The organism is Lacibacter sediminis (genome assembly GCF_014168535.1).
In the GTDB taxonomy this organism is placed as follows: domain Bacteria; phylum Bacteroidota; class Bacteroidia; order Chitinophagales; family Chitinophagaceae; genus Lacibacter; species Lacibacter sediminis.
Genome location: NZ_CP060007.1, coordinates 2,513,831 through 2,538,368 on the forward strand (window position 1 = coordinate 2,513,831; position 24,538 = coordinate 2,538,368).

General features: G+C 39.7%; 27 protein-coding genes. 21 read left to right on the forward strand and 6 right to left on the reverse strand.

What is annotated here, in order from left to right:
* Nucleotides 1-294 precede the first annotated feature (294 nt).
* The 4 genes from H4075_RS10685 (at nucleotide 295) to H4075_RS10700 (ending at nucleotide 5,006) form a co-directional block, all read left to right on the forward strand.
* Nucleotides 295-1,074, forward strand: a complete 780-nt coding sequence (locus H4075_RS10685; RefSeq protein ID WP_182806499.1) for a M90 family metallopeptidase — start codon at nucleotides 295-297, stop codon at nucleotides 1,072-1,074.
* A 243-nt stretch (nucleotides 1,075-1,317) separates the two neighbouring features.
* Complete coding sequence (locus H4075_RS10690; RefSeq protein WP_182806500.1) at nucleotides 1,318-2,427, forward strand: serine hydrolase domain-containing protein; 1,110 nt, start codon at nucleotides 1,318-1,320, stop codon at nucleotides 2,425-2,427.
* A gap of 23 nt (nucleotides 2,428-2,450) precedes the next feature.
* On the forward strand, nucleotides 2,451-3,632 hold the full coding sequence (locus tag H4075_RS10695; protein WP_182806501.1) for a threonine aldolase family protein: 1,182 nt from the start codon (nucleotides 2,451-2,453) through the stop codon (nucleotides 3,630-3,632).
* A 189-nt stretch (nucleotides 3,633-3,821) separates the two neighbouring features.
* Nucleotides 3,822-5,006, forward strand: a complete 1,185-nt coding sequence (locus H4075_RS10700; protein WP_182806502.1) for a cytochrome-c peroxidase — start codon at nucleotides 3,822-3,824, stop codon at nucleotides 5,004-5,006.
* A gap of 181 nt (nucleotides 5,007-5,187) precedes the next feature.
* Here the strand turns inward: H4075_RS10700 and H4075_RS10705 are convergent, their stop codons facing one another.
* Nucleotides 5,188-6,843 (reverse strand): serine hydrolase, encoded by a 1,656-nt coding sequence (locus H4075_RS10705; protein WP_182806503.1) that lies wholly within the window; start codon nucleotides 6,841-6,843, stop codon nucleotides 5,188-5,190.
* A 146-nt stretch (nucleotides 6,844-6,989) separates the two neighbouring features.
* Here H4075_RS10705 and H4075_RS10710 point away from each other — a divergent pair, with 146 nt between their 5' ends.
* A complete protein-coding gene (locus H4075_RS10710; RefSeq protein ID WP_182806504.1) occupies nucleotides 6,990-7,427 on the forward strand; it encodes a DUF2059 domain-containing protein in 438 nt (145 codons plus the stop codon).
* Nucleotides 7,428-7,488: 61 nt separating this feature from the next.
* Here the strand turns inward: H4075_RS10710 and H4075_RS10715 are convergent, their stop codons facing one another.
* Nucleotides 7,489-7,797 carry an RNA recognition motif domain-containing protein gene (locus H4075_RS10715; protein WP_182806505.1) on the reverse strand — a complete coding sequence of 103 codons (309 nt, stop codon included), beginning with the start codon at nucleotides 7,795-7,797 and terminating at the stop codon, nucleotides 7,489-7,491.
* Between the two features lie 272 nt (nucleotides 7,798-8,069).
* Nucleotides 8,070-8,318 (reverse strand): hypothetical protein, encoded by a 249-nt coding sequence (locus tag H4075_RS10720; protein ID WP_182806506.1) that lies wholly within the window; start codon nucleotides 8,316-8,318, stop codon nucleotides 8,070-8,072.
* A gap of 416 nt (nucleotides 8,319-8,734) precedes the next feature.
* On the opposite strand from H4075_RS10720, the gene H4075_RS10725 reads away from it, so the two are divergent.
* Entirely contained in the window at nucleotides 8,735-9,499 is a 765-nt protein-coding gene (locus tag H4075_RS10725; protein WP_182806507.1) for an acetylxylan esterase, read from the forward strand.
* A gap of 55 nt (nucleotides 9,500-9,554) precedes the next feature.
* Nucleotides 9,555-10,982, forward strand: coding sequence for a family 43 glycosylhydrolase (locus tag H4075_RS10730; RefSeq protein ID WP_220494945.1), 1,428 nt, complete (start codon nucleotides 9,555-9,557; stop codon nucleotides 10,980-10,982).
* Nucleotides 10,983-11,345: 363 nt separating this feature from the next.
* On the opposite strand, the gene H4075_RS10735 is transcribed toward H4075_RS10730, so the two are convergent.
* A complete protein-coding gene (locus H4075_RS10735) occupies nucleotides 11,346-12,440 on the reverse strand; it encodes a hypothetical protein (RefSeq protein WP_182806509.1) in 1,095 nt (364 codons plus the stop codon).
* 301 nt (nucleotides 12,441-12,741) lie between these two features.
* Between H4075_RS10735 and H4075_RS10740 the strand changes: the two genes are divergently transcribed.
* The 6 genes from H4075_RS10740 to H4075_RS10765 all read left to right on the forward strand — a co-directional run bounded on the left by H4075_RS10740 (nucleotide 12,742) and on the right by H4075_RS10765 (nucleotide 17,276).
* On the forward strand, nucleotides 12,742-13,320 hold the full coding sequence (locus H4075_RS10740; RefSeq protein WP_182806510.1) for a Crp/Fnr family transcriptional regulator: 579 nt from the start codon (nucleotides 12,742-12,744) through the stop codon (nucleotides 13,318-13,320).
* 79 nt (nucleotides 13,321-13,399) lie between these two features.
* Entirely contained in the window at nucleotides 13,400-14,020 is a 621-nt protein-coding gene (locus tag H4075_RS10745; protein WP_182806511.1) for a hypothetical protein, read from the forward strand.
* A 14-nt stretch (nucleotides 14,021-14,034) separates the two neighbouring features.
* On the forward strand, nucleotides 14,035-14,964 hold the full coding sequence (locus H4075_RS10750) for an NAD(P)-dependent alcohol dehydrogenase (protein WP_182806512.1): 930 nt from the start codon (nucleotides 14,035-14,037) through the stop codon (nucleotides 14,962-14,964).
* Between the two features lie 151 nt (nucleotides 14,965-15,115).
* Nucleotides 15,116-15,481, forward strand: a complete 366-nt coding sequence (locus H4075_RS10755) for a nuclear transport factor 2 family protein (protein ID WP_182806513.1) — start codon at nucleotides 15,116-15,118, stop codon at nucleotides 15,479-15,481.
* A gap of 297 nt (nucleotides 15,482-15,778) precedes the next feature.
* Nucleotides 15,779-16,402, forward strand: a complete 624-nt coding sequence (locus H4075_RS10760; protein ID WP_182806514.1) for a hypothetical protein — start codon at nucleotides 15,779-15,781, stop codon at nucleotides 16,400-16,402.
* 244 nt (nucleotides 16,403-16,646) lie between these two features.
* A complete protein-coding gene (locus H4075_RS10765) occupies nucleotides 16,647-17,276 on the forward strand; it encodes a hypothetical protein (protein ID WP_182806515.1) in 630 nt (209 codons plus the stop codon).
* A gap of 125 nt (nucleotides 17,277-17,401) precedes the next feature.
* Here H4075_RS10765 and H4075_RS10770 read toward each other — a convergent pair whose 3' ends face one another.
* Nucleotides 17,402-18,109 (reverse strand): hypothetical protein, encoded by a 708-nt coding sequence (locus H4075_RS10770; protein WP_182806516.1) that lies wholly within the window; start codon nucleotides 18,107-18,109, stop codon nucleotides 17,402-17,404.
* 285 nt (nucleotides 18,110-18,394) lie between these two features.
* Between H4075_RS10770 and H4075_RS10775 the strand changes: the two genes are divergently transcribed.
* The 5 genes from H4075_RS10775 (at nucleotide 18,395) to H4075_RS10795 (ending at nucleotide 21,428) form a co-directional block, all read left to right on the forward strand.
* Nucleotides 18,395-18,946, forward strand: a complete 552-nt coding sequence (locus H4075_RS10775; RefSeq protein ID WP_182806517.1) for a dihydrofolate reductase family protein — start codon at nucleotides 18,395-18,397, stop codon at nucleotides 18,944-18,946.
* A gap of 20 nt (nucleotides 18,947-18,966) precedes the next feature.
* The gene (locus tag H4075_RS10780; protein WP_182806518.1) at nucleotides 18,967-19,365 is read left to right on the forward strand and encodes a hypothetical protein; all 399 of its coding nucleotides are present in this window, start codon (nucleotides 18,967-18,969) and stop codon (nucleotides 19,363-19,365) included.
* A 64-nt stretch (nucleotides 19,366-19,429) separates the two neighbouring features.
* Nucleotides 19,430-19,843, forward strand: coding sequence for a VOC family protein (locus H4075_RS10785; protein WP_182806519.1), 414 nt, complete (start codon nucleotides 19,430-19,432; stop codon nucleotides 19,841-19,843).
* Nucleotides 19,844-19,898: 55 nt separating this feature from the next.
* On the forward strand, nucleotides 19,899-20,411 hold the full coding sequence (locus H4075_RS10790; RefSeq protein WP_182806520.1) for an RDD family protein: 513 nt from the start codon (nucleotides 19,899-19,901) through the stop codon (nucleotides 20,409-20,411).
* Nucleotides 20,412-20,693: 282 nt separating this feature from the next.
* Nucleotides 20,694-21,428, forward strand: coding sequence for a TMEM175 family protein (locus H4075_RS10795; protein ID WP_182806521.1), 735 nt, complete (start codon nucleotides 20,694-20,696; stop codon nucleotides 21,426-21,428).
* Between the two features lie 150 nt (nucleotides 21,429-21,578).
* Here the strand turns inward: H4075_RS10795 and H4075_RS10800 are convergent, their stop codons facing one another.
* Nucleotides 21,579-22,586 carry a GlxA family transcriptional regulator gene (locus H4075_RS10800; RefSeq protein ID WP_182806522.1) on the reverse strand — a complete coding sequence of 336 codons (1,008 nt, stop codon included), beginning with the start codon at nucleotides 22,584-22,586 and terminating at the stop codon, nucleotides 21,579-21,581.
* Between the two features lie 126 nt (nucleotides 22,587-22,712).
* Between H4075_RS10800 and H4075_RS10805 the strand changes: the two genes are divergently transcribed.
* From H4075_RS10805 to H4075_RS10815, 3 genes are all read left to right on the forward strand, one after another.
* The gene (locus H4075_RS10805; protein WP_255460447.1) at nucleotides 22,713-23,306 is read left to right on the forward strand and encodes an SRPBCC family protein; all 594 of its coding nucleotides are present in this window, start codon (nucleotides 22,713-22,715) and stop codon (nucleotides 23,304-23,306) included.
* A 45-nt stretch (nucleotides 23,307-23,351) separates the two neighbouring features.
* On the forward strand, nucleotides 23,352-23,822 hold the full coding sequence (locus tag H4075_RS10810; protein ID WP_182806523.1) for an SRPBCC family protein: 471 nt from the start codon (nucleotides 23,352-23,354) through the stop codon (nucleotides 23,820-23,822).
* Between the two features lie 129 nt (nucleotides 23,823-23,951).
* Nucleotides 23,952-24,527, forward strand: coding sequence for a dihydrofolate reductase family protein (locus tag H4075_RS10815; RefSeq protein WP_182806524.1), 576 nt, complete (start codon nucleotides 23,952-23,954; stop codon nucleotides 24,525-24,527).
* The last annotated feature ends 11 nt before the right edge of the window (nucleotides 24,528-24,538 follow it).

Genomic DNA, 24,538 nt, shown 5'->3' on the forward strand with positions numbered 1-24,538 from the left:
ACATGCGCTGTTATGAACAGAAGGCATACGGAAACCACAACTTTTTTCATAAGCAATATTTAGTCATTGAAAATAGGATAAAATTCAAATTGAAGATGATAAATACTGTATTTTTCAAGGGACCTCAGGGCGTAAAGCATTGAATCAACAACAAATGAAATTGTATTTTTAACAGCCATTCTCTATAGGGGCAATCTTCCTGTAGCAATACCATCCAACAATGGCAGCGTGCCGTAGGTACGCCCTGATACAGTTTCAATAAACATCCCGGTAAATAAGTTTTATCTTCATTACATGGTCGTTGTATTCCAGATAATCACTGTGCTGTTGCTGATCGTATTGATCATCCTTATTGCATTAAGGATAAGAAGAACAAAATTTCACAGCCAGCTGCCCGATAACTACAAAGAGTTATTGGCCGACTATGTGAAGTTCTATCAACACTTAAACGAAGAAGGAAAAGTAGCGTTTGAAAAAAGAGTTGAACAATTCTTAGCAGCAGTAAAAATTACCGGCGTCAATGCAGAGGTGGAAGACCTGGATAAAATATTAATTGCTGCCGGAGCAATTATCCCTGTGTTTTCAATTCATGATTGGCAATACATCAACCTGCATGAAGTGTTGTTATACCCCGGTGCGTTTAATAACGATTTCGATCAACATGGCGACGATCGGAATATTGCCGGCATGGTGGGTACAGGTGCGTTGCAAAATGTAATGGTGATCACCAAGTGGCAACTGCGGCAAGGATTCATCAACCACAATGATGCACGCAATACTGCTATCCATGAGTTTGTACATTTGGTAGATAAAATGGATGGTACTGTAGATGGTGTTCCTGAAATTATTCTGGAACGCAAATACACGGGCCAATGGAAAAGCCTGATGGAAACAACCATTCATCAAATGAAAACCTACGGATCTGATATTGACATGTATGGCGCCACCAACACTGCCGAGTTTTTTGCTGTTATCTCCGAATACTTTTTTGAACAGCCGGAATTATTACAAGCCAATCATCCGGAACACTTTAAAATGCTGAAACAGATTTACAGAACTGAACTACATGGCTAACACTAGTAATCATTAACGGACAGATCTGTGTGCAATTTTATTCATCAGCACGTTGAAGCAGAAGAACAGCATGCACAACTACCTGAAAAAGCCAACTTCAGCAATCATCTCATTTATATTTTCACATCTTTATGTGATAGGTTCATCTGCTTTTGTTTTTTTTATTTGCTGTTGAATAATTGCATCACGGCTTCTTAGTTTATGCTGTGTGCGGTTTCATCTATTCAGCTTTTAATGATTGTTATGCAGGAAATTCAACAGTTGATAGAGCGTGAAGTAAAAGCAGGCAAAACTCCATCTGTTCAATACTATCTTTTTACGAAAGATGAAATACTGGAGGAGTTCCGTTATGGGTTAGCAGATGTTGAGAAGAAAACAACTGTAACTGCCGATCATTCGTATAACGCATACTCTGTTACAAAAACCTTTACAGCCTTAGCTATACTGCAACTGGCCGAAAGAAAAATACTAAACCTGTGCGATTGTGTTGTTGATCATTTACCCAATTTTCCATACGGCCATACGGTTACAATCAGGCATTTACTGAACCACACTGCAGGTGTTCCAAATCCAATTCCATTAAGCTGGATACACCTTAGTAATGAACACTGTTCATTCAATGCAGCTGCTTTTTTTAAAACCATCATTGACAAATACAAAAAACCGAAAGCCAAACCGGGCGAACGTTTTGCTTATTCAAACCTCGGTTATATTTTTCTCGGACAAATCATTGAGAAGCTAACGGGTAAACGTTACGAAGATTACATCAACGAATTTATTATTGACAAATTATCAATAGACAGCAGTGAGTTGGGATTTGAAACAACTGTTCTCAGCAGGCAGGCGAGGGGTTGTCATAAACGATTCAGTTTTACAAATCTTATACTTGGCCTTTTTATAGATAAGCGCAAATACATGGATAAAGCAGTAGGCAACTGGAAACCCTTTAAACCTTTTTATGTAAATGGTGCGCCTTACGGAGGTTTAATTGGAAAGCCTTCAGCCTTTGTAAAATATATCCAGGCACTGTTGAAATCCAATTGTCAACTTCTTTCAAGTCAATACACTAAACTATTATTCCAGGAATATAAATTGAATAACGGGAAAAAAACAGGAATGTGTATCTCATGGTTTAAAGGAGAGCTGAACGGACGAACTTATTTTGCACATGCCGGTGGCGGTGGTGGTTACTATTGCGAGATCAGGATATACCCTGAACATAATATCGGCAGTGTAGTTTTCTTTAACCGCACCGGAATGACAGATGAACGGTTTTTAGATAAAGTGGATGCTTCGTATTTTGCTGAAATTGAATCAAGCACAAGAGCAGATAACTTGGTTTATTCGTTGTAATTTGTAGTATCAAATCATTTTCTATGTCATCTGTTAACAGAAGAAATTTTCTGAAAGCATCCGGTGTTGCAATTCTTCCTGCTTTTGTGCCCGCAATTGCAACAGCCTCAAATAACAGAACTGAATCGCCGGCAGATGAGCCCATCATCAAATTTTTTTACGACGGAGAAGATTTCACTCCTTCCATGTATATTAATGAATTGCAAAAGATCAATAGTAAAGAAAATATCAAACGTGATTTTTATGGACAGGGTGGTGCAGTAACAGCACTGGAGAAAAAGTTTACAGAGATTACTGGTAAAGAAAAAGCGATTTATATGCCAACAGGTACAATGGCAAATCAATTTGCCATTGCAGTGCTAAGTGGAAACAATACCAAGGTGTTTGTACAGGATGAAAGTCATGTGTACAGAGATGAAGCAGATGCTGCACAATCTGTATTTCAAAAGAGATTGATGCCATTGGCAAAAGGTAAAACATACTTTACAGCGGCCGATCTGGAAAAGGCAGTAGACGGATTAAAAGGAGAGGAGGTGTTCTCCAGTGGTATTGGTGCAGTATCCATCGAAAATCCTGTACGGAGGATGAACGGTTGTATGGTGCCGCTTGAAGAAATTAAAAAGATCAGTGCGTATTGCAGAAGTAAACAAATAAAATTACATCTGGATGGTGCCAGAATTTTCATGGCATCAGCATGGTCGGGTGTTTCTATTAAAGAGTACGCTTCTTATTTTGATACTGTTTATATTTCACTCTACAAATATCTTGGCGCTGCAGGTGGTGCAATTCTCTGCGGCGATAAAACAGTGATCGATCAAATGCCGCATCTTATCAAGATACATGGTGGTAATATGTTCGGTAACTGGACAAGTGCTGCAATGGCATTACACAGGTTAGAAGGAATTGAAACACGTTTAAAGGAATCAATTAAACAGGCAACTACACTCTTTGATGTTTTGAATAAAACAAAACTCATCAATATTTCTACACTCGATGGCGGTACCAATATTTACCCGGTTGAATTCAGTAAAGAAGTAGATGGCAAAAAAGCGCAGGAGTTGCTGGATAAGCAATACAAGATCCGGATTGGGCCTCCCAACGATAAGAATCAAACACAGTTTACAGTTAACGAAACAATTCTTTACCGTGATGCTGCTTATATAACGGATGCCTTTAAAGAGGTAATGGCAGCAGCAAAACGTTGAAGGTTTGATGATGTTGGCAGCTGCTATCTGTTTTTTGGGTCAGTTCTGATTTCTTCCTTTTTATGATATCATCCTGTTAAATACTGCCGCTCAATCGCTGCACACAATCTCTCCGCATCATAAAATATTCGATCTTCATTAAACGGATCAGGCAAAAGCCTGTCTAAACCCCAACCCAAAAACCAAACCATGTATCTAAAAGCAAAAGTAATTTCCCTACTTGTTGTTTCTATTTTCTTTTTTACCGAATGTTCAAAAAAAGAAACGATTGCCTCTGTTACATACGAAGCCATCAAAACCGCATTTGCTAACAGGATCGACCCCGCTAATCTTGCCAACTACGCAAATCAAACCAAGCCTGCCTATATTACAAAAGACAATTCAGGCGCCAATGCCATCAGCAACAGTAAGGCTACAGTTGGTCGTGTATTGTTTTATGATAATAATCTCAGCATCGATAATTCTTTGAATTGCGGCAGTTGCCATAAACAGAGTTTTGCTTTCAGCGATACAGCTCTTGCAAGCAAGGGAGTAGCAGGTGGTTTAACCGGCCGGCATTCCATGCGTTTGATCAATTCAAGATTTGCGGTGGAAACCAAATTCTTTTGGGATGAGCGTGCGCTTACACTGGAGGCACAAACTTCACAGCCAATAAAGGACCATGCAGAAATGGGTTTCAGCGGACAAAACGGAAGACCTGCTTTCAGTAATCTCCTCAGTAAACTGCAGGCCATCGGTTATTACAAAGAACTCTTTACAATCGCCTACGGAAACGAGACCATTACCGAAGCGAGGATACAGGAATGCCTTGCTCAATTTATTCGCAGTATTCAATCATTCGACAGTAAATATGATGCAGGTCGTGCGTTGGTGAATAACGACAATCAACCGTTTCCCAATTTTACTGCTCAGGAAAATGATGGGAAAGCATTGTTTCTTACTCCGCCTGTATTTGATGCAACAGGTAACCGAATTGCCGGTGGATTAGGTTGCCAGGGCTGCCATGCCGCACCGGAATTTGATATTGCTCCTAACAGTGGCAACAATGGAATTATTGGCGTGTTAAATGGTGCAGGTATCGACATCAACAACACACGTGCACCATCTTTACGTGATCTGGTAAACAGAAATGGTGAACCCAACGGCCCAATGATGCATACCGGTGGAATTACCACATTGCAGGCTGTGATTGGTCATTACGGAACAATTAATCTGGCGCCGGGTAATAATCGTCTTGATCCGAAATTACGTCCTAATGGATTCGGGCAACAGCTGCATCTTACCGCAGCGGAAGTAAATGCAACGATGGCGTTCTTACGAACACTAACAGGAACAAATGTGTATACAGATGCCAAATGGAGCAGCCCGTTTTAAAGAGTGATTAGTTCTCCCGCATTTCAACAATTCCGGCTTCGCTTTACGGCAGCCCGGTTTCTAAGATCTGTTTATTATGACATAAACAACTTGTTGTTTCCAGAATGTTTGAAGCAGCGTAAGCATAAAAAACGGGCAGAAGAAATCCTCTGCCCGTTTCATGTTTGTATAGCTGAGCTGATTATTCTTTCTTCGCCGGCATTTCTCTTCCGCCCTGGTATAGGACCAATGATTCTGTTTTGCCCTCAGCGTTTTGTTTGAATTCGATCTTTGCATCAACACCTTTTGTTTGGAACATTGTTTTGCTGATGGCTTGCAGTTCAAGTTTGTTTTGTCCCGTTGCCTGTGCAAATAACTGGCTGCCTTCATGCGTAACCGTGAGTATAAAACCCGGTGCCAATGTGTAGTTGCCAACATAACCCGCCAGCACCGAAGCGTCAACAGTGATGTAGGTAACAGGTGCTGGTAATGGCTTGCTGCTTTTCTTCCAGGTACTTTCTTCGGTGTTACTTTTAAAGATCAGCGATTCAACTGCACCGCTTTTGTTACGTACAAACTCAATAATGGAAATAGAGTTTTCGAAAAAGAATTTATCCTTCTCAAATTTCTCGATCACGAACTGTGTGCCACTGCCACGTTTCGACGTAAGCTTCCCGTTTGCATAACGGATGATGCGTTCTTCACCTCCTTCATTTACATAAACAGCCTCATATACTTTTGCATCTGTTTCTGAAAGTGGGATCGCATTGTAATTGAGCGGCTTGCCTATTGCAAGAGCAGCTATTTTGTATGTGATATTATCAGGCGACTTACAATCGCAATTACTAAATACGGCCACAAACACATCTTCAGCAGGTAAGTAAATAGCATCGGTTAAGAAACCCGGAATGCCACCACCATGTTCAATGGCTTTGCTGCCCTGCACAAGATTGATCGATAAACCATAACCATACCTTGTTGATTTTCCATCGGGCAATATGTAAGGAGTGGTGGCTTTATCGAGCCATTCTTTTTTGATGAGTTTATAACTGTGCAATGCTTTGTTCCATTTCCAGAGATCTTCAACAGTTGATAGAATTGAGCCAGCTGCATGTGGCAGCGTCATACTGATGTAATCTGAATTCTGAAACACATTCTTTTCTTTTTCATAACCCTTTGCCCGGTTGCGGATGATCTTTGCTTCGCTGCCATAATAAGAATTGGTCATGCCTGCAGGTGTAAATAAATTTTGATGAATATACTCCTCGTAAGGTTTGCCGGTTATCTTTTCAATAATATAACCCAGCATCACATAACCGGTATTGTTATAATTCCATTTGGTGCCCGGTTTAAATTCAAGTGTATCCTTTTCTGTAAGTTTTATTACTTCCATCGTTGTCATATCGGTGCGCATCTTGCTTTCAAAATCAGGTTTGCTGGTATAGCTTTTAATACCCGATGTATGGTTCAGCAATTGTTCAACAGTAACAGTTTCTTTAAAGAGTAAGTCAGGCATGTATTTTTTAATATCGTCCTGTAAGGATAGTTTGCCCTGGTCGGCCAATTGCAGAATAGCCACTGCTGTAAACTGTTTGGTAATAGAACCAATTCGAAAGATCATATCGGTTTGCAACGGAACATTCAATTCCATATCAGCTATGCCAATGGCTTTCTTGTAGATCACCTGGCCTTTACGCACCACAATGGCGGTGGCACCGGGTTCACCGACTTTAAATTCTTTGTTGAGAATACTGTCGAACGACGCTGCAAGAAACTGATCGTTTTTAACTGATGTTTGGGCGGTTGTTACAAACACGGTTACAAACAAACACAAACAGGAGATAAGAAGCTGGCGCATATGTTTTGGTTTTAATGAACTGTTCCTAAAAGATAAAACATGTTTTTGTTTTTTCTTCATGCTTTACAAAAAATACACACATACCTGGGGATAGTCTTTGGCCAACCTGGATAAACTGTTACATTTGAGCAAACAAAAATCATTCTATGAAGCAGCTCAATGTATTCGTATTTCTTTTTTTCGTTGCAGTTAATACAAATGCACAAACCGACAATAAAGAAACACTCATTAAAGAAATGCTGGAGTTATCAGGCGCCAGTAAAATGGCATTTCAAACAATGGAGATGATGATTTCTTCATTTAAAAAACAAATGCCTGCAGTGGAAACTGATTTCTGGGATGAGTTTATGAAAGAAGCCCAAACCGGTGACCTTATAACCATGATAGCCCCCGTGTATGCCAAACATTTTACCGAAAACGAAGTAAAAGAACTCATCGCTTTTTATAAAACACCGGTTGGTAAAAAGCTGGTTGAGAAATTGCCTGTAATATCTCAGGAATCGTATGGTATCGGTGAAACGTGGGGTAAGGCCCTTAGCGAAAAAGTAGCCGCAAAATTAAAAGCTGCAGGCTATTATCAATAATACTAAAAACAACAAAGCCTCACAATTGTGAGGCTTTGTTTAATAAGGCAATATATTAAAATTAATATCTGTTCTTATTGTAGCTGTTGCCATTGTTGTAACCACCACCGCTGCGGGCAGGACGATCTTCTTTAGGCTTAGCTTCTACTACTTTAATAGCACGACCTTCAACAGTTGCACCATCGAGTTCAGCGATTGCTTTTTTAGAAGCAGCATCATCACTCATTTCAACGAAACCGAAACCACGTGAGCGGCCGCTTTCTCTGTCGTTAATGATTTTTGCTGAAGTTACTTCTCCGTAAGGAGTGAAAAATTCTCTTAAGTCTTCATCTTGTACGTTGAAGCTCAAGTTTGAAACATAAATGTTCATGTTCTTGTAAAATTAAAATTGAAAATGCTTGAGGCACAAGAAGTAAAAAACTAACTAAGATGCAGATTACTAAGCAGACTAATTAACTATACTGATGCGAGACTCAAATTAACGATGCAAATATAGGGGTTCTTTTCATGTGAAGCATTAAATCTTTCACTTATATCCATATCATGGACAGCATGCAGTAATTAAACAGCAACTTAAACCTCCCTGTATTATAAACTAACTGCCGCAGGCTAAGCCTGTTACAACCTAACCTGCAGCAATTGTTAATTTAATAAATGCCGGAGTGAAATTTCTTTTAAATAAGGTTCCAGCGGGGCAGTGCCGTCAAACACACGGTATTCGGTAACCGACCGGTTGGCAATACTGCACCATGTTTCTACATAATAACCACCAAGCTGAAAGAGAAATACGAGGCTGGATTCCTGTGTACGTTTTGCAACAAGTACGCCCCGGTGCAAAACAGTGTGCTGTTTTTCCACTTCGCCTAACAAGATAAATTCAGAAAGCTTCATCGTACAATTGTTTAAAAGTGTGAACTGATAAATACAATACTGACGCTAACGATACTGAACTGATAACCTGACTAAACTGACATGTAATACTGATGCTGAAACTGAGCACTCGCCGGCAACATGGTAAAATTTCTGTGAGGCAGTTGCTTGCCGGTTTTATTTAAGACTCTGTGAAGATAAGGAATCTGGAAAACAAAAGGCAAAAAACAAGGTACAAGATTCAATGAACAAGGTGCAAGAGCCAAAACCCAAAAAACAAGGCACAAGGTTCAAGGAACAAGAAGGGAAAACCCAAAAAACAAGATTGTATATAATTATACGGCGGCTTTTGTTGTACATAAACTACTATTTCGTTTTGTAGGTTTGTTTTATATGATCAATTTCAAAAACAACAATCAATAAACACGAAATCTGACATGTACAGAAAATACAAATGCTTGTTACCAGCTATTGCTTTTGCCGTTTTATCATTATTACAGTTAGCTGCCATTAACGTTTTTGCGCAGGCTCCGGTGCCGGGACAACGGCCAGCACCATCACTGCCACCTATACCCATTAAGTGCGATACCACGCATACTCTTTCAAAACATTTTACTGTTGCTTCTGCAGCAAAGAAAACGCCCAATGCCAAAGGATTCATTCAACGTTGGCTTGTGCTTGAACCTGTGCGGAAAGACATTGCAAGGAATAACATCTTCACCGATAACTATCTCAGAACAACTTTTTCAACCGATAATTTTTCAACCGATTACAACATTGTTCCTAAGAATGGCGAAAAGGCAAAAGTGGGAAGCCAGGAGTTGCAATGGTATGCGCTTGAAAGTAAAACATTCAACTTTAATTTATACCATTTTACATACGCCATAAATAAGCCGCCATACGGTGTACTTGTTTGGCTCGTTACCGTCATTGATAGCCCCGAAGAAATGAAAAATGTACGGATGACTGCGGGATGCAATTCCGGAAGCATGTGGTGGTTGAATGGCCAAGAAGCTCTTTTGCTTTCCGGCGACAGGGATATGATCGTTGATAATGTTACCTCGTCCCGTTTAACGCTTAAAAAGGGAAAGAACATTATTCGTGGTGCGGTTATTAACGGACCGGGTATGGCTAACTTCTGCGTTCGCTTTGTTGATGAAAAAGGAGTGCCCATTAAGAATTTCAACATCAGTTACCAATAAAATTTACCGCTTGTTTCAAGCGATCATTTATTCTGAAATCATCAATATGAAGCGAATGAAAATAACGATAACTGCACTGTTAGCAGTATTTACACAAATAGCAATAGCACAGGTTGGAAAACCATTTATCCATGATCCTTCAACCATTGTTGAATGTGAAGGAAAGTATTACACATTTGGCACAGGCGGTGGAGGATTAATATCATCAGATGGTTGGACATGGTATGGCGGTGCTGTGCGACCCGGTGGTGGAGCTGCTCCCGATGCCATTAAAATCGGCGACCGCTATCTCGTAATATATGGAGCCACAGGTGGTGCAAGCAACCACAAAGGTGCCATTCTTACCATGTGGAATAAAACATTGGATCCAACATCACCCGACTTTAAATATTCAGAACCCATTGTAGTTGCCACTTCTGATGGTTATGAAGAAAATGATGCCATCGACCCCGGTGTATTGTTAGATCCTAACACAGGTCGTCTTTGGTTAACATACGGCACCTATTTTGGATTCACCCGTCTTATTGAATTGGATCCCAAAACGGGAAAACTCAAAGCAGGTAATAAACCGGTTGATGTAGCCATTGTATGCGAAGCTTCCACATTAATGTATCGTGACGGTTGGTATTACCTGCTTGCCACGCATGGTAGCTGTTGCGATGGTGCCAACTCAACTTATAACGTAGTGGTAGGACGTTCAAAACAAATAACAGGTCCTTACCTCGATAACGTGGGAAGAAGTATGTTAGAAGGTGGCGGCAAAATGGTTGTTGCTACACGTGGAGGATTAATAGGCCCCGGGCATTTCGGACACATGAATCTTGAGAAAGGAGTGGAGAAAATGTCGATCCATTATGAAGCAGATCTTGAGCAGGGAGGTCGCAGCGTGCTGGGCATTCTTCCATTACTTTGGAAAGATGGATGGCCCGTGGCAGGAGAGAAATTTAAAGAAGGCACTTATGAAATTGAATCGGTGCGGAGAGGATATGCTTTAGAGCTGGCTGTTGATTTTACAAGAATGCCGGGTGGGCCTCGTGGATTTGGTCAGCCTAACAATGAGCCAATAAAACCCGTTGCGCCACAGGCACTGGCAGATGTAATGAAGAACTGGCCAACAGGAAATATCAATTTGAGAATAGGCGATTACATGTCCCGCCCTCATCAGAAATGGACCATTACAGATGCGCCTGATACAACAGGCTATTCAGGTGGACCTTATTATAAAATTGTACTCGCAGGAACAGATCGCACATTAGCTGCAACTGCCGATGCAGAAGTAATAACCGTACCGGCATTTACCGGCGCTCCTGAACAATTATGGCGAATCGATCAGTTGACTGATGGTACTTACAGAATAATGCCGAAGATGGTTCCTAATTCAGGAAAGAAGTTAGCATTGGTATCTTCAGGCGACAGTACACCAACACTTGCAGAGTTTGATTTTACAAGTGATAACTCAAAGTGGAATTTTAAAATTTTGTAAATACAAGGTACAAGGTGCTGGGCACAAGGAACAAGGGACAAGGCACAAGAAGGAAAGCCCAAAAGCCAAGATACAAGCAACAAACCCCCAAGATCCAAAAAACAAGTGACAAGAACTTTGAACTAAAAAAATCTGTGTTCATCCGTGCAATCCGTGAGCAACAAAAAAAGCCATAACAAAAAACTTGAAGTGGCCCTCTCTGGCGCAAGTGTTCTACCTCAGTGGATCACTTGATGCTTAGTAAATCTGCACCGATTGTATCGGGGAATTTGAAAAACAAAATTTCCTATCTTGTTACAAAGCTGACCTATGTCTCGTGAGACCCCCAGGCAGACAAAGATCAAGTGGTATATTAAAACATCGTTAACGTGCTACATCCAGGTATCGAATCTGCTTTTTTCTAAAGGCAGGTGCTTTGGGATTAAAGTTATTATCAGTACCGAGTGTTAATAATCGTAATTGATTCTCATTTTTAGTAATATCATCACCTGCTCTGTAGCCCAGCAAGCCCGATGCATTTGAAAAACTGATTGTTACATTACTGTAAACAGGAAGTGGATAGGGGTTACCGTTTTTGTCTTTAAACTCAAGCATAACAGTTACGTTGTTTATTTTCCATGCATCAGTAGCCCATGCATTGTTATCATAAGTAATGGCTAATGCAACCCCCTGTTGTTTGTAAAAACTGAGTCTGTTAAAATCACTGTACATGTCAGGTGTACTTACGGCAGGCTTAAGATTTAATTCAGTAGTAGAGTTTACTTTTAATTCCTCATTGATTTCGTATTTAAAGTAAAAATGGTCATTAAAATTAGCCGGCCCCGCATAGATGTTTACTTTTGAATTTTGTGCTTCTTTGTTATCATTACCTGTTTGAATGATTACTTTGGCTGATGTAAGAAAATAGTCTGAATTTCTGATGGCACGGGCAGTAACATTGGTGGTGGATGCATCATTCGATTTGTTCACATCCTGGTAAAGACGGTTATCTGCATCTACAGATAGTCTTAGTTTGTAAGCAGCGTTTCTTACAAGGTCAGATCGTCTTACCACTAAAGTGCCTTGTACAGTTTCTGCGGAGTTGAGCCAGGTTTTGCCCAGGGCACTTGTATTTGTAATGCCCCCGCTTCCAACATAAGAATCATCAGGTCTGTAAAAAATGGCTTCTATTTTAAATTTCTGAAAGGCGATGTTTAAATTTTCAGTTCCTGAATTCAGGAAGGTGTAATAAATGGTATAAATATTTTCGTCAAAAGTGGAAATGTCTTCCACACGGTCAATACGTATACCCATGTCTCTTCCCTGGGTGAGTTGTATTTGTGGTGCCGGATTTTTAATTACAGTATTGGTTGTTGTAACCGGTGTTGTAATTTTTTGCGTTTGTTCTTTAACAATAATTTGAGCCTGTGAAGCTGCACAGAATGTAAGTACAAGACAAATAAAGAAAATTCGTTTCATGTGGATGCTGTTTTATGAGCGTAAAGCTAAAACCGGGTTCCTGTTTAGCATATCCCTTTAAAAAGGGGTTTTTATTAATGAGTGGCATCCTCAATAATTATATTCAACTTACTATCCCTCTCTGGCGCAGGTGTTCCACCTCAGCGGCTTGGGTTCACCGAATTCTATCCGGCTTTTGTTGTTAACTTCAGCATCAGTAATTTTGTTGGGCTGCAGTTTCGGGCCGCCCGAACAATTTATACCGGCACAGCAACAAGCCCTGACCGTTGCCGGCAAGTGTAACAGTAACAACAACAAAACAATGGAAAACATACTCTTTGACTTTATATCAAAATATATATCCCTTACAGAAGAGGAGAAGAACGCACTCGTTTCTTTGGACTTGTTTCGCACGGTAAAGAAAGGAACGATTTTACTAAAAGAAGGACAAAATTCAAACGAAAGTTATTTTGTTTTAAAAGGCTGTATCCGCACTTATTACATCATCGACGGTGAAGAAAAAACAACAGCCTTCTATACCGAAATGGATGCCTTAACACCTCATTGTGTTTTAACTAAAGCTCCTTCTGAATATTTCATCAGTTGTGTTGAAGACAGTATTCTTTCAGTTTCAAATGCTGATATGGAAGCAGAAATAAACAGCAAGTTTCCAAAGTTTGAAATGATGTGTGGAAAATTGTCGGAAGAATTGTTGGCCAAAGAACGAATCAATTTCGACGAGTTTAAGACCTCTTCTCCTGAACAACGATATTTAAATTTAATACAGAAAAGACCCGACCTTATTCAACGTGTTCCGCAACACCAATTGGCGAGCTATCTAGGTATCAAACCTCAATCATTAAGCAGATTAAGAGCAAGAATTCTGGAAAATAGCAAGTAGTAACTTCATTTCTTAACTTAAGTGAACGGGTTATTGTATCCCGCCAATCCACTTTTGCAGCATCATTTAAAAAAAAGATATGCAAAAGAAAATTTTATGGATTGGACTTGTCTTAGTATTGGCAAGCAGCTTGCACGTGAATGCACAAAATGACAAAAAGGACAGTACTTATAAGAGGTGGTTCGTTGGCAGTACGCTGTATTTATTGGGTAATTTTGATAAAGTAAATAACCCTGAGTATGTACAACTGAATGTTGGATATCGAATAACACCCAAAGATGTTGTTTCCTTTCGATTTAAGAGATCTGTTTACGCATGGCCAATAGGTATCCCTTTTGGATCATCATCATTTGATGCGCCCGGAGAAAATTATCCCGGGCATGCACGCATACTTGCACCTACATTAGGATACCAGCGGTTTTGGTGGAAAGGAGCTTATACATCCGTTCAGGCGTTGAATGCTTTTGAAAAATATATGGATGAGAATAAAAAAAAGATTGGAAACGGATACACGTTATATCTGGACTTCTATTTGGGTTACCAGTTTAAGTTTTTTAAAAACCGTTTCTTTTTTGAACCGGCTATAGGATGTAGTTATTGGCCGGTACGAACGAATGTTCCGGAATCTTTTAAATCAGTAGAAAAAAAATGGCCGAACTACTTTATTCAACCCGGGCTTGATCTTGGGTTTAATTTTTAAACCTGCTATGATATATGAAAGCCGTTATCTGCACGCAATATGGTTCTCCTGATGTTTTGCAAATTCAGGAAGTTTCTAAGCCCATACCCAAAGACAGGGAAATTCTTGTCAAAATAGTTGCTACTGCGGTCAACTCCGGAGATGTAAGGGTAAGAAGCCTTGATGTTAAGGGATTTCTGAAAGTCCTAATGCGATTGGTGTTAGGTATTTCAAAACCAAGGAAACCCATTTTAGGAACTGTATTTTCAGGTGTTGTTGAAACTGTTGGAAGCAACGTTTCCAAATTTAAAGTTGCTGATAAAGTATTCGGTATGACAGGTTTTAAATTCGGAACTCATGCAGAGTATATTGCAGTTGATCAAAACAGCAACGTCATTGAAATGCCTTATAATGCTTCATTCGAAGAAGCAGCAGCTATCATTTTTGGTGGACAAACAGCCATTTACTTTTTAGATAAAGCAAGAATAGCCGAAAAGCCAAACAAAAAACTCCTCATTATCGGTGCAACTGGTTCAGTAGGGACAGCAGCAATCCAGATAGCAAAATATTACAATGTTGATATAACCGCAGTCTGCAGTTCCGAAGGACAAAAACTTGTTAATGAATTAGGAGTTAAAAACGTTATCCTTTACGACAAAGAAGACTTTACTAAACAAACAGAAAAGTTTGATATCATTTTTGATGCAGTTGGTAAATCCAACAGAAAACAATGTGAAAAACTCCTGAACGAAAATGGAGTTTATAAGAGTGTAAGTTCTGTAAATGCTTCGGAAAACATTCAACAATTACAGCTATTAAAAGAGTTGTTTGAAAAAGGAGCATTTAAGGCGGTAATTGACAAGACGTTTCAAATGGACGAAATAATAGAAGCACATAGATATGTTGACACGGGAAGAAAAAAAGGTAATGTAGCGCTGAGAATTAGCAAGTGCCAAGAGCACTAGCCACTTTGCTGTACTCACTCCTATACGACCTGACCTAATTCTACGGGCAGCACAGTATCAATTAGTGAGTGGTGGGTAACAGTGAGACATTGCTATCGTTAATAATAATTATTAAAAGAAAAATAATACAGAAAGTACGGAAACAGATTTTATGATTGACAAAGGCCAAATACTAAAACTGGAAGATGAACTTTTAAAAGCAATTCAATCAAGTGACATTGCCACCCTTGACAAATTACTTCACCCCGACCTGCTTTTCATTTTACCTAACGGACAGACGATAACTAAAGAAATGGATTTGGCTTCCCACCGTTCAGGGGCAATGGTAGTTGAAGAGTTGAGCCCGACGATAGAACAAATTAATCTGATTGAAAGCACAGCAATAGTTATTGTTGTTTACGAAACAAAAGGAAAAATGCTGGGGAAACCCATTCAGGGAAGGTTCAGATATATAAGAATTTGGAACTCATTCGACGGAAATTTGAAAGTAATTGGTGGAAGCTGCATTCAACTATAGAAATTGGAAACCCAGATTGAGTGACATGCCACAGCACACAACAAAATGTTTACGTAATGGTGAGGTGTAGTTCTTTTTTTACGCTCAAATTTGGTGTCGTGTCAGTGACCAACTTCGAAATTGCATTACCTCGGAAACAATAACGTTATATCAGGTTCAAAACAACCATCACTAAGTAGATTAAGTGCAGGTATTTTTGAAAAGAGCTAAGCGTAACTTCATTTCTTAACTTAAGTGAACGGATTTAAGGAAGACGCCAATCTAGTTTTGCAGCATCATTTTAAATTAAGAAAAGATATGCAAAAGAAAATTTTATGGATTGGACTTGCCTTATCATTGGCAAGCAGTTTACAGGTGAACGCACAATATGCAAAAACAGACAGCACTTACAAAAAGTGGTTCGTTGGCAGCACGTTGTTTTTATTAGGTAATTTTTCTTCTACAAATCCTCCCGGCTTTGCTCAACTCAATGTTGGCTATCGGATTACGGGAAAGGATGTTGTTTCACTTGAACTGATAACCTGGAAACATGCATGGCCTCTTGGTATTAACCCATTTTATAATAAGGCATACGGAACACCTGAAGAGAAATTTCCCGGTTACATAAGAGAATATGGAATTGGCCTGGCTTATCAAAGGTATGTTTGGAAAGGTCTTTATGCAGCAGTACATGCAATGCCTATGTGGCAAACATTTAAGAATGAAAGTGGTGATAAGGTGGGTGATGGGTTCATTATATTCAATACCTATCGGGTTGGCTATCACGTTAAACTCTTGAAGGATCGGTTTTTTATAGAACCATCTCTTGGGGTTGCTGGTCGTCCTGTTCAAACAAAAATGCCTGCTGGATTTAAAGAAAAAGATGACAAGTGGCCAAAATGGACGCCTGAACCAGGCCTGCATTTCGGGTTTAATTTTTAGTGGATCATTTATGAATACACGTTCGTCGGCCCGGGGTCTGCTGTTAACCGACCCCGGGATTCAGAATAAATAAATCCCGGGGTCCACAGCTTGAGACCTCAGCGGACAAAAATTTCCTATCTTTCTGCAAAGCAAACCAATGCCCGAAAGTCTGAATTGGGTTCGCATCGTTAACCAATTGGCGAAATCCGGAATCAGATAATTCATCGTAAAACAGCAAATCTGATTAAAACCATCTGCCTGCATGAGAAAAAACTACTTTTTCATTACAAGTGTATTGCTGCTTTTTCTTTCGCTCTTTGCATTTTCTGACAATTTATTTTATGATGTAAAACAAGACAGTAACAGCGATCCCAAGTTTATTATTCACGGATTATTCTTTCTCGCCTGGTTTGTGCTTCTTGTTGTTCAAACAGGGTATATCCGGAAAGGCAACTACAAAGCTCATCGCACATTAGGTGTAACGGGCATGTTGGTTGGCCTTGGCGTTGTTATAAGTACCTTCTATGTTTTTGTTGCAGTGTATAAAGGTTGGGATGCAATGCCTGGCTATGTAAAAGCCAACCGGTTCTTTACCACAACTTTTACATTACTTCTACTGCTGGCTTATTTACAACGCAAAAATGGGGTAAAGCATAAACGTTATATCTATGTGGGCACGCTGTATGTATTGGGCCCCGTGCTCGATCGTGTGGCGGGCAAGCTGGGTGTAGTAAATGAACTGAGCTTTATCATGTTTGAAGCTGTTGTATGGAATACACTATTTGTTTCCCTTTTTGTATATGACTGGTACACACTCAGGAAATTTCACCCCATCAGTTATGTTGGATTTATCTGGTTTTATATTGTTTGGGTGTTGTCTGAATTTATTTAGAATGACCTTCGGTCTGCCCGGAGTCAGACGTTAACCAACCCCGGTATTACGAAACCAATTCATAACAACTAATTGATAACAACTACTTACAATGAATAAAATAAGTTCTTGATCAAAAAACTACATCAATAATATAACAACGCCGCATAGTTTTTCGCAAAGCTTTGCCAGAGTGCAGTATCACGTAATTGCCAGAGTACAGAGCCAGCCAGTAATACCAGGAAAACGGTTAGGAAGGGCTTGTAGTTTTTCTTTCTGTACACATCAACACCTAATAACACACCCACGATCACAAGGTCGAGTGCATCAGTAATGGTTATAGCATCGCCTAAGCTCATTCCAAAAGCGGAACCAAGTCCCCGCCCAACGCCGGGACCAATAGCAAGGATGCCGGTGGCGATCATATAACGCATATGTGAGTCGGGTCTTTTGCGGGTGATCATGGCGAGGCTCCAGAAAATGGCAAAGGATAAAAAGCCCCGCATATCAAGTACAATGAACGTAAGATTTTCATGCTCAGGTACGTTGGCAGCAATGCCTCTGAAATAACCTCCTCTACCAATGAGGAACAGCGAAATAACAATGAGCGGCCCCAGCACCCAGGAAACTTTTCCGATGGTTCTGTGCAGTTTGGCCCTGCCTGTTTGTATGAGCAAAGGTTGTGCGATCAGTAACAGCATCCACGTCATAAGCAATGCCCCGTGAACATGAATGAGCGGCGTTGCATTTTTAAAATGCGGGAACTGGCTGGTGTAGGTTTGATAGAAACCCCACTGTACGCCAATTAAAATCAGGAAGATGAAAATGGACGTGTTGAGATAAACTCTTTGCATGGAATGTTTTTTTTGATGTGTGAAGATTGGGTAAGTTGAAACTACCTCTTTGCTTTAACATTTGCAAGCACTGTTCTTTCCTTGGTCAGGTAGTTTGCCTTTGCCAAATCCAGGCATTAGTATATTTTCTCCTGTAGTTGTATATTTCATCTGCAGTTTGCGCAGCAATTAAGAACGAAGTGCCGGTGAAAGAACATAATAAAACCATCGCCTAAATAATGTTGAGCAATTTGCAGATCACAACCTGTGGAGATGAACATCTTCAAATGATCAAAACAGCATACGATGAAAAAACTCATTGCAGCAATGAATATGACGCTTGACGGTTTTTGCGATCACACAACTATGATGGCAGATGATGAAATACATGAACATTACCGTGAGCTGCTAAATAACGCAGGTGCCGTTTTATATGGACGAATCACTTATCAGCTGATGCAGTTCTGGCAAACAATTCTTGAAAATCCCACCGGCAACAAAGCAATGGATGAATTTGCAACAGCAATGGATAATGTTACCAAGATCGTTTATTCCCGAACGCTTCAACAGGTTGACTGGAGAAATACGATCTTGAAAAACGAACTCATAAAAGAAGAAATTTCAGAATTGAAACAGCAAACAGGTAAAGATCTTTATGTGGGCAGCCCGGGTTTAATTGCCACACTCACACAACTTCAGTTGATTGATGAATACCAAATTAGCGTTCATCCAACCGTTGCAGGAAGCGGCCTGGTCTTATTTAAAAACATCAGCGAACGGGTTGATCTAAAGCTGCTCAAAACAAAAACATTTGGTTGCGGTGCAATTCTTCTGTATTACCAAACGATCAAAAAATAAAGTAACTGCAAACATTATTCATGCGTAATATTATCAGCCAACTTATACAAAAGCCAAAAACGCTTTTTCTTGTTGATGGAATAGGTGCATTCATTACTGCATTCCTGCTGTTTGCAGTTCTGCGAACATTCAACGAATATGTTGGATTGCCTGCAACAACGTTGACATATCTCTCTGCAGTTGCAGCCGGGTTCTGTATTTATTCCATCAGTTGTTTTTTTGTGGTGAAAGAAAACTGGCAGCACTACCTGAGATTCATCAGCATTGCCAATTTACTTTATTGTTGTGTAACGATCGGGCTTGTGGTTTATCATTACCCAACTGTTACAATGTTGGGTATTGCCTATTTTTCAGGGGAGATCATTGTTATTTGCGCACTCGTTTCCATTGAACTGAAAGCTTTGCGAAAGAGGAACTAGCCGGGTTGCCATCATTCTTACTGTCAGCTTAATTTAATAATTTCAATAACGGTAATGAACTTATATGAGCAAAACAGAAATCAAAGGTATTGCGCCATTCTTTATTGTAAAGAATGTTCCTGCTGCACTGAAGTTTTACCAGGATAAATTCGGCTTTGAGATCACGTTTCAGGGACCAGGTGAAGATGATATTTTCTTTGGCATTGTACAGCGGGGAGCCGCCATGATCATGATGAAGGATATTGGTGTTGATCCCATACCTAATTACACAAGAGATATTCAACAAGGCATTGCCCGTTGGGATGCATACCTGTATGTTCCCGATCCCGATGCACTGGCAGCAGAATTCTCTTCACGCAATGTTGAGTTCTTTCAACCAATCAGTAACAACGATGATGGTTTGCGTGGATTTGAAGTGAAGGATGTGGATGGGTATCTGTTGTATTTTGGATGTCCGCATAACAAGCGTGAAGAGTAATAACATTGACAAAATTATATAACAACCTTATCAACAGCCTTTCTTACATTCGGGTATGAGCGATGCAAAGTATCATACAGGGTTCAGGCGTTTTGGCGCTGCAATTATCGATGGTATTATTTTTACTCCATTTCTTATGGTGGATCTTTGGATACTGAACCAAACAGACAATGTGTGGATCATTTTTGCATGGACCGCTTTTAACGCTTCGCTCTATTACTTATACAGCATTTACTTTCATTATAAATTCGGCCGCACAATCGGCAAGTGGGTGGTAAGGATAAAAGTGCTGGACATTAGTGAAACAAAATTGCTCAGCCTCAAACAGGCTTTTCTGCGAGATTCGTTGTACCTGATAATTCAGATCATCGGCTTGCTGTACTTCCTTTTCTTAGTTGCAAAGACAGGTGATCTTGATATCATCATTATGGACTACCGCAATTTTATCGACTATAGTTTTCTTTGCTGGATGTTGCTTGAGCTGCTCTCAATGTTAACCAACGATAAACGAAGAGCTATTCATGACTGGCTGGCGGGATCGGTGGTGATTATTGCAAAAAGTTCATAAATGAAAATACCTTCCATTAAACCATTGCCTCTTTATTGTACCTGTTCCTGTATTCCAGGGGTGACATGCCAGTGATCTTTCGAAGCACTTTCCTTCGGCCCGGGGTCTGGTGTTAACCGATCCAGGGATTCAGAATATTTAATATTTATTTCTACATTTATCAGTAAACAGGGACAATTCTACTATACTGCATCTGTCTGTCACTTATGATTGTTTAGAAAACCTTTGAAGAAAAACATCCGGTGAGTTGAAGTCTTATTTTTCAAATGTAAAAAGTAAGTAATGAAAGGGACAACAAAAAGCGATCAAAAAAAAGAGTCGGCGAGAGTTGAACTTTTTAGTGATGGTGTATTTGCCATTGCCATTACTCTGTTGGTATTGGATTTAATACAGATTTTACATCCTGAAACAGAAGATGATCTGTTAACCGTTTGTCTTCATCATTGGCAATCGTTCCTTGCGTTTTTTATCGGCTTTACCACAATACTTGTGTGCTGGATCAATCATCATGTCGCTTTTGAGTTTATTCAAAAGGTGGATACAAAATTTATGTGGGTGAATGGCTTTTTGTTGTTTGTTGTAACGCTCACACCTTTTCCAACAGCTATACTGGCAGAATATCTGCAGAAAGAAAGTACCGTTGCACTGGCTGTTTTCGGGTTTAATTATATCCTGATTTCATTTGCAGCAAACGGTATTTGTACTTATGCCTATAACCATCAATTAGTTTCGGATGAAGACCGGGTTTATTTTAATTCGTATCGCCAAATTTACCGTTATGGAATTTATTATACCATTGTGGTATTTTTCATTTGTTTTATTTCCACTTGGGTAGCGGTGTTTTTATACATTCTCTTATTTGCTGCATTTGCAGCACCAAAGGAGTTAACAGCCCGACTTGAAAATTTACGAACAGGGAAGAAGAGCAAGTCCGCAATTAATAAGGCACAACAGGTTGACGAAAACGAGAACGATCTTGCCGGCCATACCTCTAATGAAATGGAACAAGGTAGTTAGATATTTCTCTAACAGCATGTTGAGATGTTAGCTACTAACCAACAGCGATGAAGGTTTGTGGTGAATTAAACTGAAAAGTAACTACGTTGTGTGATGTTCCGTTTGTTATGCTTGAGCTAATCAGTATGCCAGACAGATTTCCTGAAACAATCAAACCACAGCTTCTTTATTGTACCTGTTCCTGTATTCCAAGGGCGACATGCCGGTGATCTTTCGAAACACTTCACGAAATGCTTTTACATCGTTATAGCCAACTTCATACATTACTTCGTTAATTGTTTTGCGGCTTGTTTCAAATGCTTTCTTTGCTGATTCAATTTTTACACGTTGCGAATATTCAACAGGGGTGTTGCCGGTTGCTTTAATAAACCGTCTGTCGAAGTTTCTGCGGCCAACAGAAAAGATAGAAGATAATTGTTCAACAGATATTTTTTCCTGCAGGTTATTTTCAATATAAGCCTGGGCTTCTTTCACCATTTCATCGCCATGCGATTTCTGTCCGGTGAAAATGGTAAAGGCCGATTGGCTTTGTCTGTCCATTTCAATTTGAAATATCTTGGAACAGAAAATGGCCGTTTGCCTGTCGTAATATTTTTCTACTAAATACAGCAATAGATTAAGAAAAGAATAAGCGCCGCCATTGGTATAAATGCCGTGTTCATCGGTAATCAGTTGATCGGCCAAGAGATTGACGTTGGGGAACAGTGTTCTGAATGTATCGGCTGCTGACCAATGAGTGGAGCAATTTTTTCCATCGAGTAAACCTGCTGATGCCAGCATAAACGTACCTGTACACATGCTTGCAATTTCAGCGCCGGCTTTGTATTGCTGTTCGATCCATTCGATCAGTAGTTTGTTTCCTTTAACAGCTGTTTCATAATCACGCACCAATGATGGGATGATGATGAGATTGGTTTTGCTGATGTTTGAAATATGTACATGTGTTGTAACCGTAAGTAATCCGTTATCGAATTCTGCTTTCTTTGAAACACCTGCCAGTTCGATCTTGTATAATTCTTTTGTTCCATTTTTCTTTCCCGCCTCTGTTTGTGACCAATAGCCGTTGGCTCTTGTAAACATTTCGTATGAACCAACAATGCAGGCAACACTGCTCAAGCTGGTTTGCCCGTCGGGAACAAGTATCGTTATGTGTTTCATGGAAAATATTTTCTCAAAGATAGAAAGATAGCCTGTCCAAATCAACCCGCTAAAAAGTCCATTTGCCACCCCAGCCGACTTGGCTTTAGACAATAACTTTGTTATGAACGATCAACAGCCAAACCAATGATGCGGAAAACAACTATACGTCTTCTTTTCATGATCATACTGGCAGCTTGCAAAAATGATCGTCAGCAAAAACATCTTATTCATCAAAAAAATACAACAATGGCAACAAATGATTTTACAGCAACCATCGTGGTTGATCAAACTCCTGAACAGGTTTTTAACGCAGTGAATCATGTTCGAGGATGGTGGAGTGAAGAGATTGAAGGCAATACAGATAAACTGAATGCTGTGTTTGATTATCATTATGAAGATGTGCACCGCTGCAAAATGGAGATCATTGAATTTATTCCAAACAGGAAAGTTGTTTGGTTGGTACATGAAAATTATTTCAGGTTCACAAACGATAAAACTGAGTGGACGGGTACAAAGATCGTGTTTGATATTGATGAGAAGGAAGGCAAAACACAGTTAAGATTCACTCATCTCGGGTTGGTTCCCGAATATGAATGTTTTCAAGTTTGTCGTGATGCATGGACGACGTATGTAACGAAAAGTTTGCACAGCCTCATTACAACAGGTAAAGGTCAACCGAACGGGAAGGATAAACCACAAACTGAAAACGAAAAGAAACTCAGTGCAGCAAAAGGATAGTGTTAAATCAGTAACTACAATCTGTCATTAAAAAAATAATACAATATGAATTTACAGGATTATCGTACAAGTATAACAGTTAGTAAAGCGGTAGCTGAAACATTTAATGCAGTAAATGATATTTGCGGATGGTGGTCAACCGATTTTGAAGGAAGTGCAGCTAAAGAGGGTGATGTGTTCACCGTTCGCTTTGGTGATACATTCATTACCATGCGCATCATGGAATTAATTCCTTACAGCAAAATTGGTTGGCAGGTAATTGATTCGTGGAAACATTGGATGAAAAGCAATCATAGGGAATGGATCGGCACAACGATCATGTTTGAACTGATAGAGGAGGAGGGCAACACAAAGATTGACTTCACACATATTGGCTTAGTACCGACACTTGATTGTTTTGACGTGTGTTCAGATGCATGGAGTGGTTATATCAGGAATAGTTTACTTAATCTAATAGAAACAGGTAAAGGGCAACCAACGCAAAAAGAAAAGACAACTGATGCTTCAATAAAATAATAGTTGGTGCTGTAAGACTGATTAATTAGCGATTGTATTTGTTTGTCGCTGGAAAGCAGGTAATTTGTCGCATTAAGCTCCTCTCAAATTCATTTACTCATAATAACTTTAAGTCATAAAAGTTAAACTATGAGAAAGCTGATAATAGAAGAGTGGATCTCGCTCGACGGCCATATATCTGACAAAGAGGGACAGTTAGATTTTTTTACTACCCTCACAGCGGAAGAAAACAAATATTCAGATGCTGACCAGTTGAAATTTCTTGAAACGATCGATACAATTTTGTTAGGTCGCAAGACCTATGAGTTGTTTGTTGATTTCTGGCCGAATGCTACTTCAGAGCAGGAAGTAATTGCCGACAAACTAAACGCAACGGGCAAACTCGTTTTTTCTAACACAATTGAAAAAGCTCCATGGGGCAAATGGCCCGAAGCAGAAGTGATAAAGGGCGATGCTGTTGAAGCAATCCGGAAATTAAAATCATTGCCTGGCAAGAATATGGTTTTGTGGGGCAGTATTTCATTGGCGCAGGCATTAATGAAAGAAAATCTTATCGATGAATATCACATCCAGTTATGTCCAGCATTAACAGGTGGAGGCAGAAAGCTTTTTCCTGATCAAGCAACCATGCAACAGTTTGAACTTATCGAAGTAAGGCAGTATCTCACCGGGGTTGTCTTTCTCAGTTATGGCAAGTTGAAATAAGCTTATCAGAT

What these genes read in the sequence shown, in the direction of transcription:
- H4075_RS10685 (WP_182806499.1), top strand. Translation starts at nt 295, where the DNA reads ATGGTCGTTGTATTCCAGATAATCACTGTGCTGTTGCTGATCGTATTG.
- H4075_RS10690 (WP_182806500.1), top strand. Translation starts at nt 1,318, where the DNA reads ATGCAGGAAATTCAACAGTTGATAGAGCGTGAAGTAAAAGCAGGCAAA.
- H4075_RS10695 (WP_182806501.1), top strand. Translation starts at nt 2,451, where the DNA reads ATGTCATCTGTTAACAGAAGAAATTTTCTGAAAGCATCCGGTGTTGCA.
- H4075_RS10700 (WP_182806502.1), top strand. Translation starts at nt 3,822, where the DNA reads ATGTATCTAAAAGCAAAAGTAATTTCCCTACTTGTTGTTTCTATTTTC.
- H4075_RS10705 (WP_182806503.1), bottom strand. Translation starts at nt 6,843, where the DNA reads ATGCGCCAGCTTCTTATCTCCTGTTTGTGTTTGTTTGTAACCGTGTTT.
- H4075_RS10710 (WP_182806504.1), top strand. Translation starts at nt 6,990, where the DNA reads ATGAAGCAGCTCAATGTATTCGTATTTCTTTTTTTCGTTGCAGTTAAT.
- H4075_RS10715 (WP_182806505.1), bottom strand. Translation starts at nt 7,797, where the DNA reads ATGAACATTTATGTTTCAAACTTGAGCTTCAACGTACAAGATGAAGAC.
- H4075_RS10720 (WP_182806506.1), bottom strand. Translation starts at nt 8,318, where the DNA reads ATGAAGCTTTCTGAATTTATCTTGTTAGGCGAAGTGGAAAAACAGCAC.
- H4075_RS10725 (WP_182806507.1), top strand. Translation starts at nt 8,735, where the DNA reads ATGTACAGAAAATACAAATGCTTGTTACCAGCTATTGCTTTTGCCGTT.
- H4075_RS10730 (WP_220494945.1), top strand. Translation starts at nt 9,555, where the DNA reads ATGAAAATAACGATAACTGCACTGTTAGCAGTATTTACACAAATAGCA.
- H4075_RS10735 (WP_182806509.1), bottom strand. Translation starts at nt 12,440, where the DNA reads ATGAAACGAATTTTCTTTATTTGTCTTGTACTTACATTCTGTGCAGCT.
- H4075_RS10740 (WP_182806510.1), top strand. Translation starts at nt 12,742, where the DNA reads ATGGAAAACATACTCTTTGACTTTATATCAAAATATATATCCCTTACA.
- H4075_RS10745 (WP_182806511.1), top strand. Translation starts at nt 13,400, where the DNA reads ATGCAAAAGAAAATTTTATGGATTGGACTTGTCTTAGTATTGGCAAGC.
- H4075_RS10750 (WP_182806512.1), top strand. Translation starts at nt 14,035, where the DNA reads ATGAAAGCCGTTATCTGCACGCAATATGGTTCTCCTGATGTTTTGCAA.
- H4075_RS10755 (WP_182806513.1), top strand. Translation starts at nt 15,116, where the DNA reads ATGATTGACAAAGGCCAAATACTAAAACTGGAAGATGAACTTTTAAAA.
- H4075_RS10760 (WP_182806514.1), top strand. Translation starts at nt 15,779, where the DNA reads ATGCAAAAGAAAATTTTATGGATTGGACTTGCCTTATCATTGGCAAGC.
- H4075_RS10765 (WP_182806515.1), top strand. Translation starts at nt 16,647, where the DNA reads ATGAGAAAAAACTACTTTTTCATTACAAGTGTATTGCTGCTTTTTCTT.
- H4075_RS10770 (WP_182806516.1), bottom strand. Translation starts at nt 18,109, where the DNA reads ATGCAAAGAGTTTATCTCAACACGTCCATTTTCATCTTCCTGATTTTA.
- H4075_RS10775 (WP_182806517.1), top strand. Translation starts at nt 18,395, where the DNA reads ATGAAAAAACTCATTGCAGCAATGAATATGACGCTTGACGGTTTTTGC.
- H4075_RS10780 (WP_182806518.1), top strand. Translation starts at nt 18,967, where the DNA reads ATGCGTAATATTATCAGCCAACTTATACAAAAGCCAAAAACGCTTTTT.
- H4075_RS10785 (WP_182806519.1), top strand. Translation starts at nt 19,430, where the DNA reads ATGAGCAAAACAGAAATCAAAGGTATTGCGCCATTCTTTATTGTAAAG.
- H4075_RS10790 (WP_182806520.1), top strand. Translation starts at nt 19,899, where the DNA reads ATGAGCGATGCAAAGTATCATACAGGGTTCAGGCGTTTTGGCGCTGCA.
- H4075_RS10795 (WP_182806521.1), top strand. Translation starts at nt 20,694, where the DNA reads ATGAAAGGGACAACAAAAAGCGATCAAAAAAAAGAGTCGGCGAGAGTT.
- H4075_RS10800 (WP_182806522.1), bottom strand. Translation starts at nt 22,586, where the DNA reads ATGAAACACATAACGATACTTGTTCCCGACGGGCAAACCAGCTTGAGC.
- H4075_RS10805 (WP_255460447.1), top strand. Translation starts at nt 22,713, where the DNA reads ATGATGCGGAAAACAACTATACGTCTTCTTTTCATGATCATACTGGCA.
- H4075_RS10810 (WP_182806523.1), top strand. Translation starts at nt 23,352, where the DNA reads ATGAATTTACAGGATTATCGTACAAGTATAACAGTTAGTAAAGCGGTA.
- H4075_RS10815 (WP_182806524.1), top strand. Translation starts at nt 23,952, where the DNA reads ATGAGAAAGCTGATAATAGAAGAGTGGATCTCGCTCGACGGCCATATA.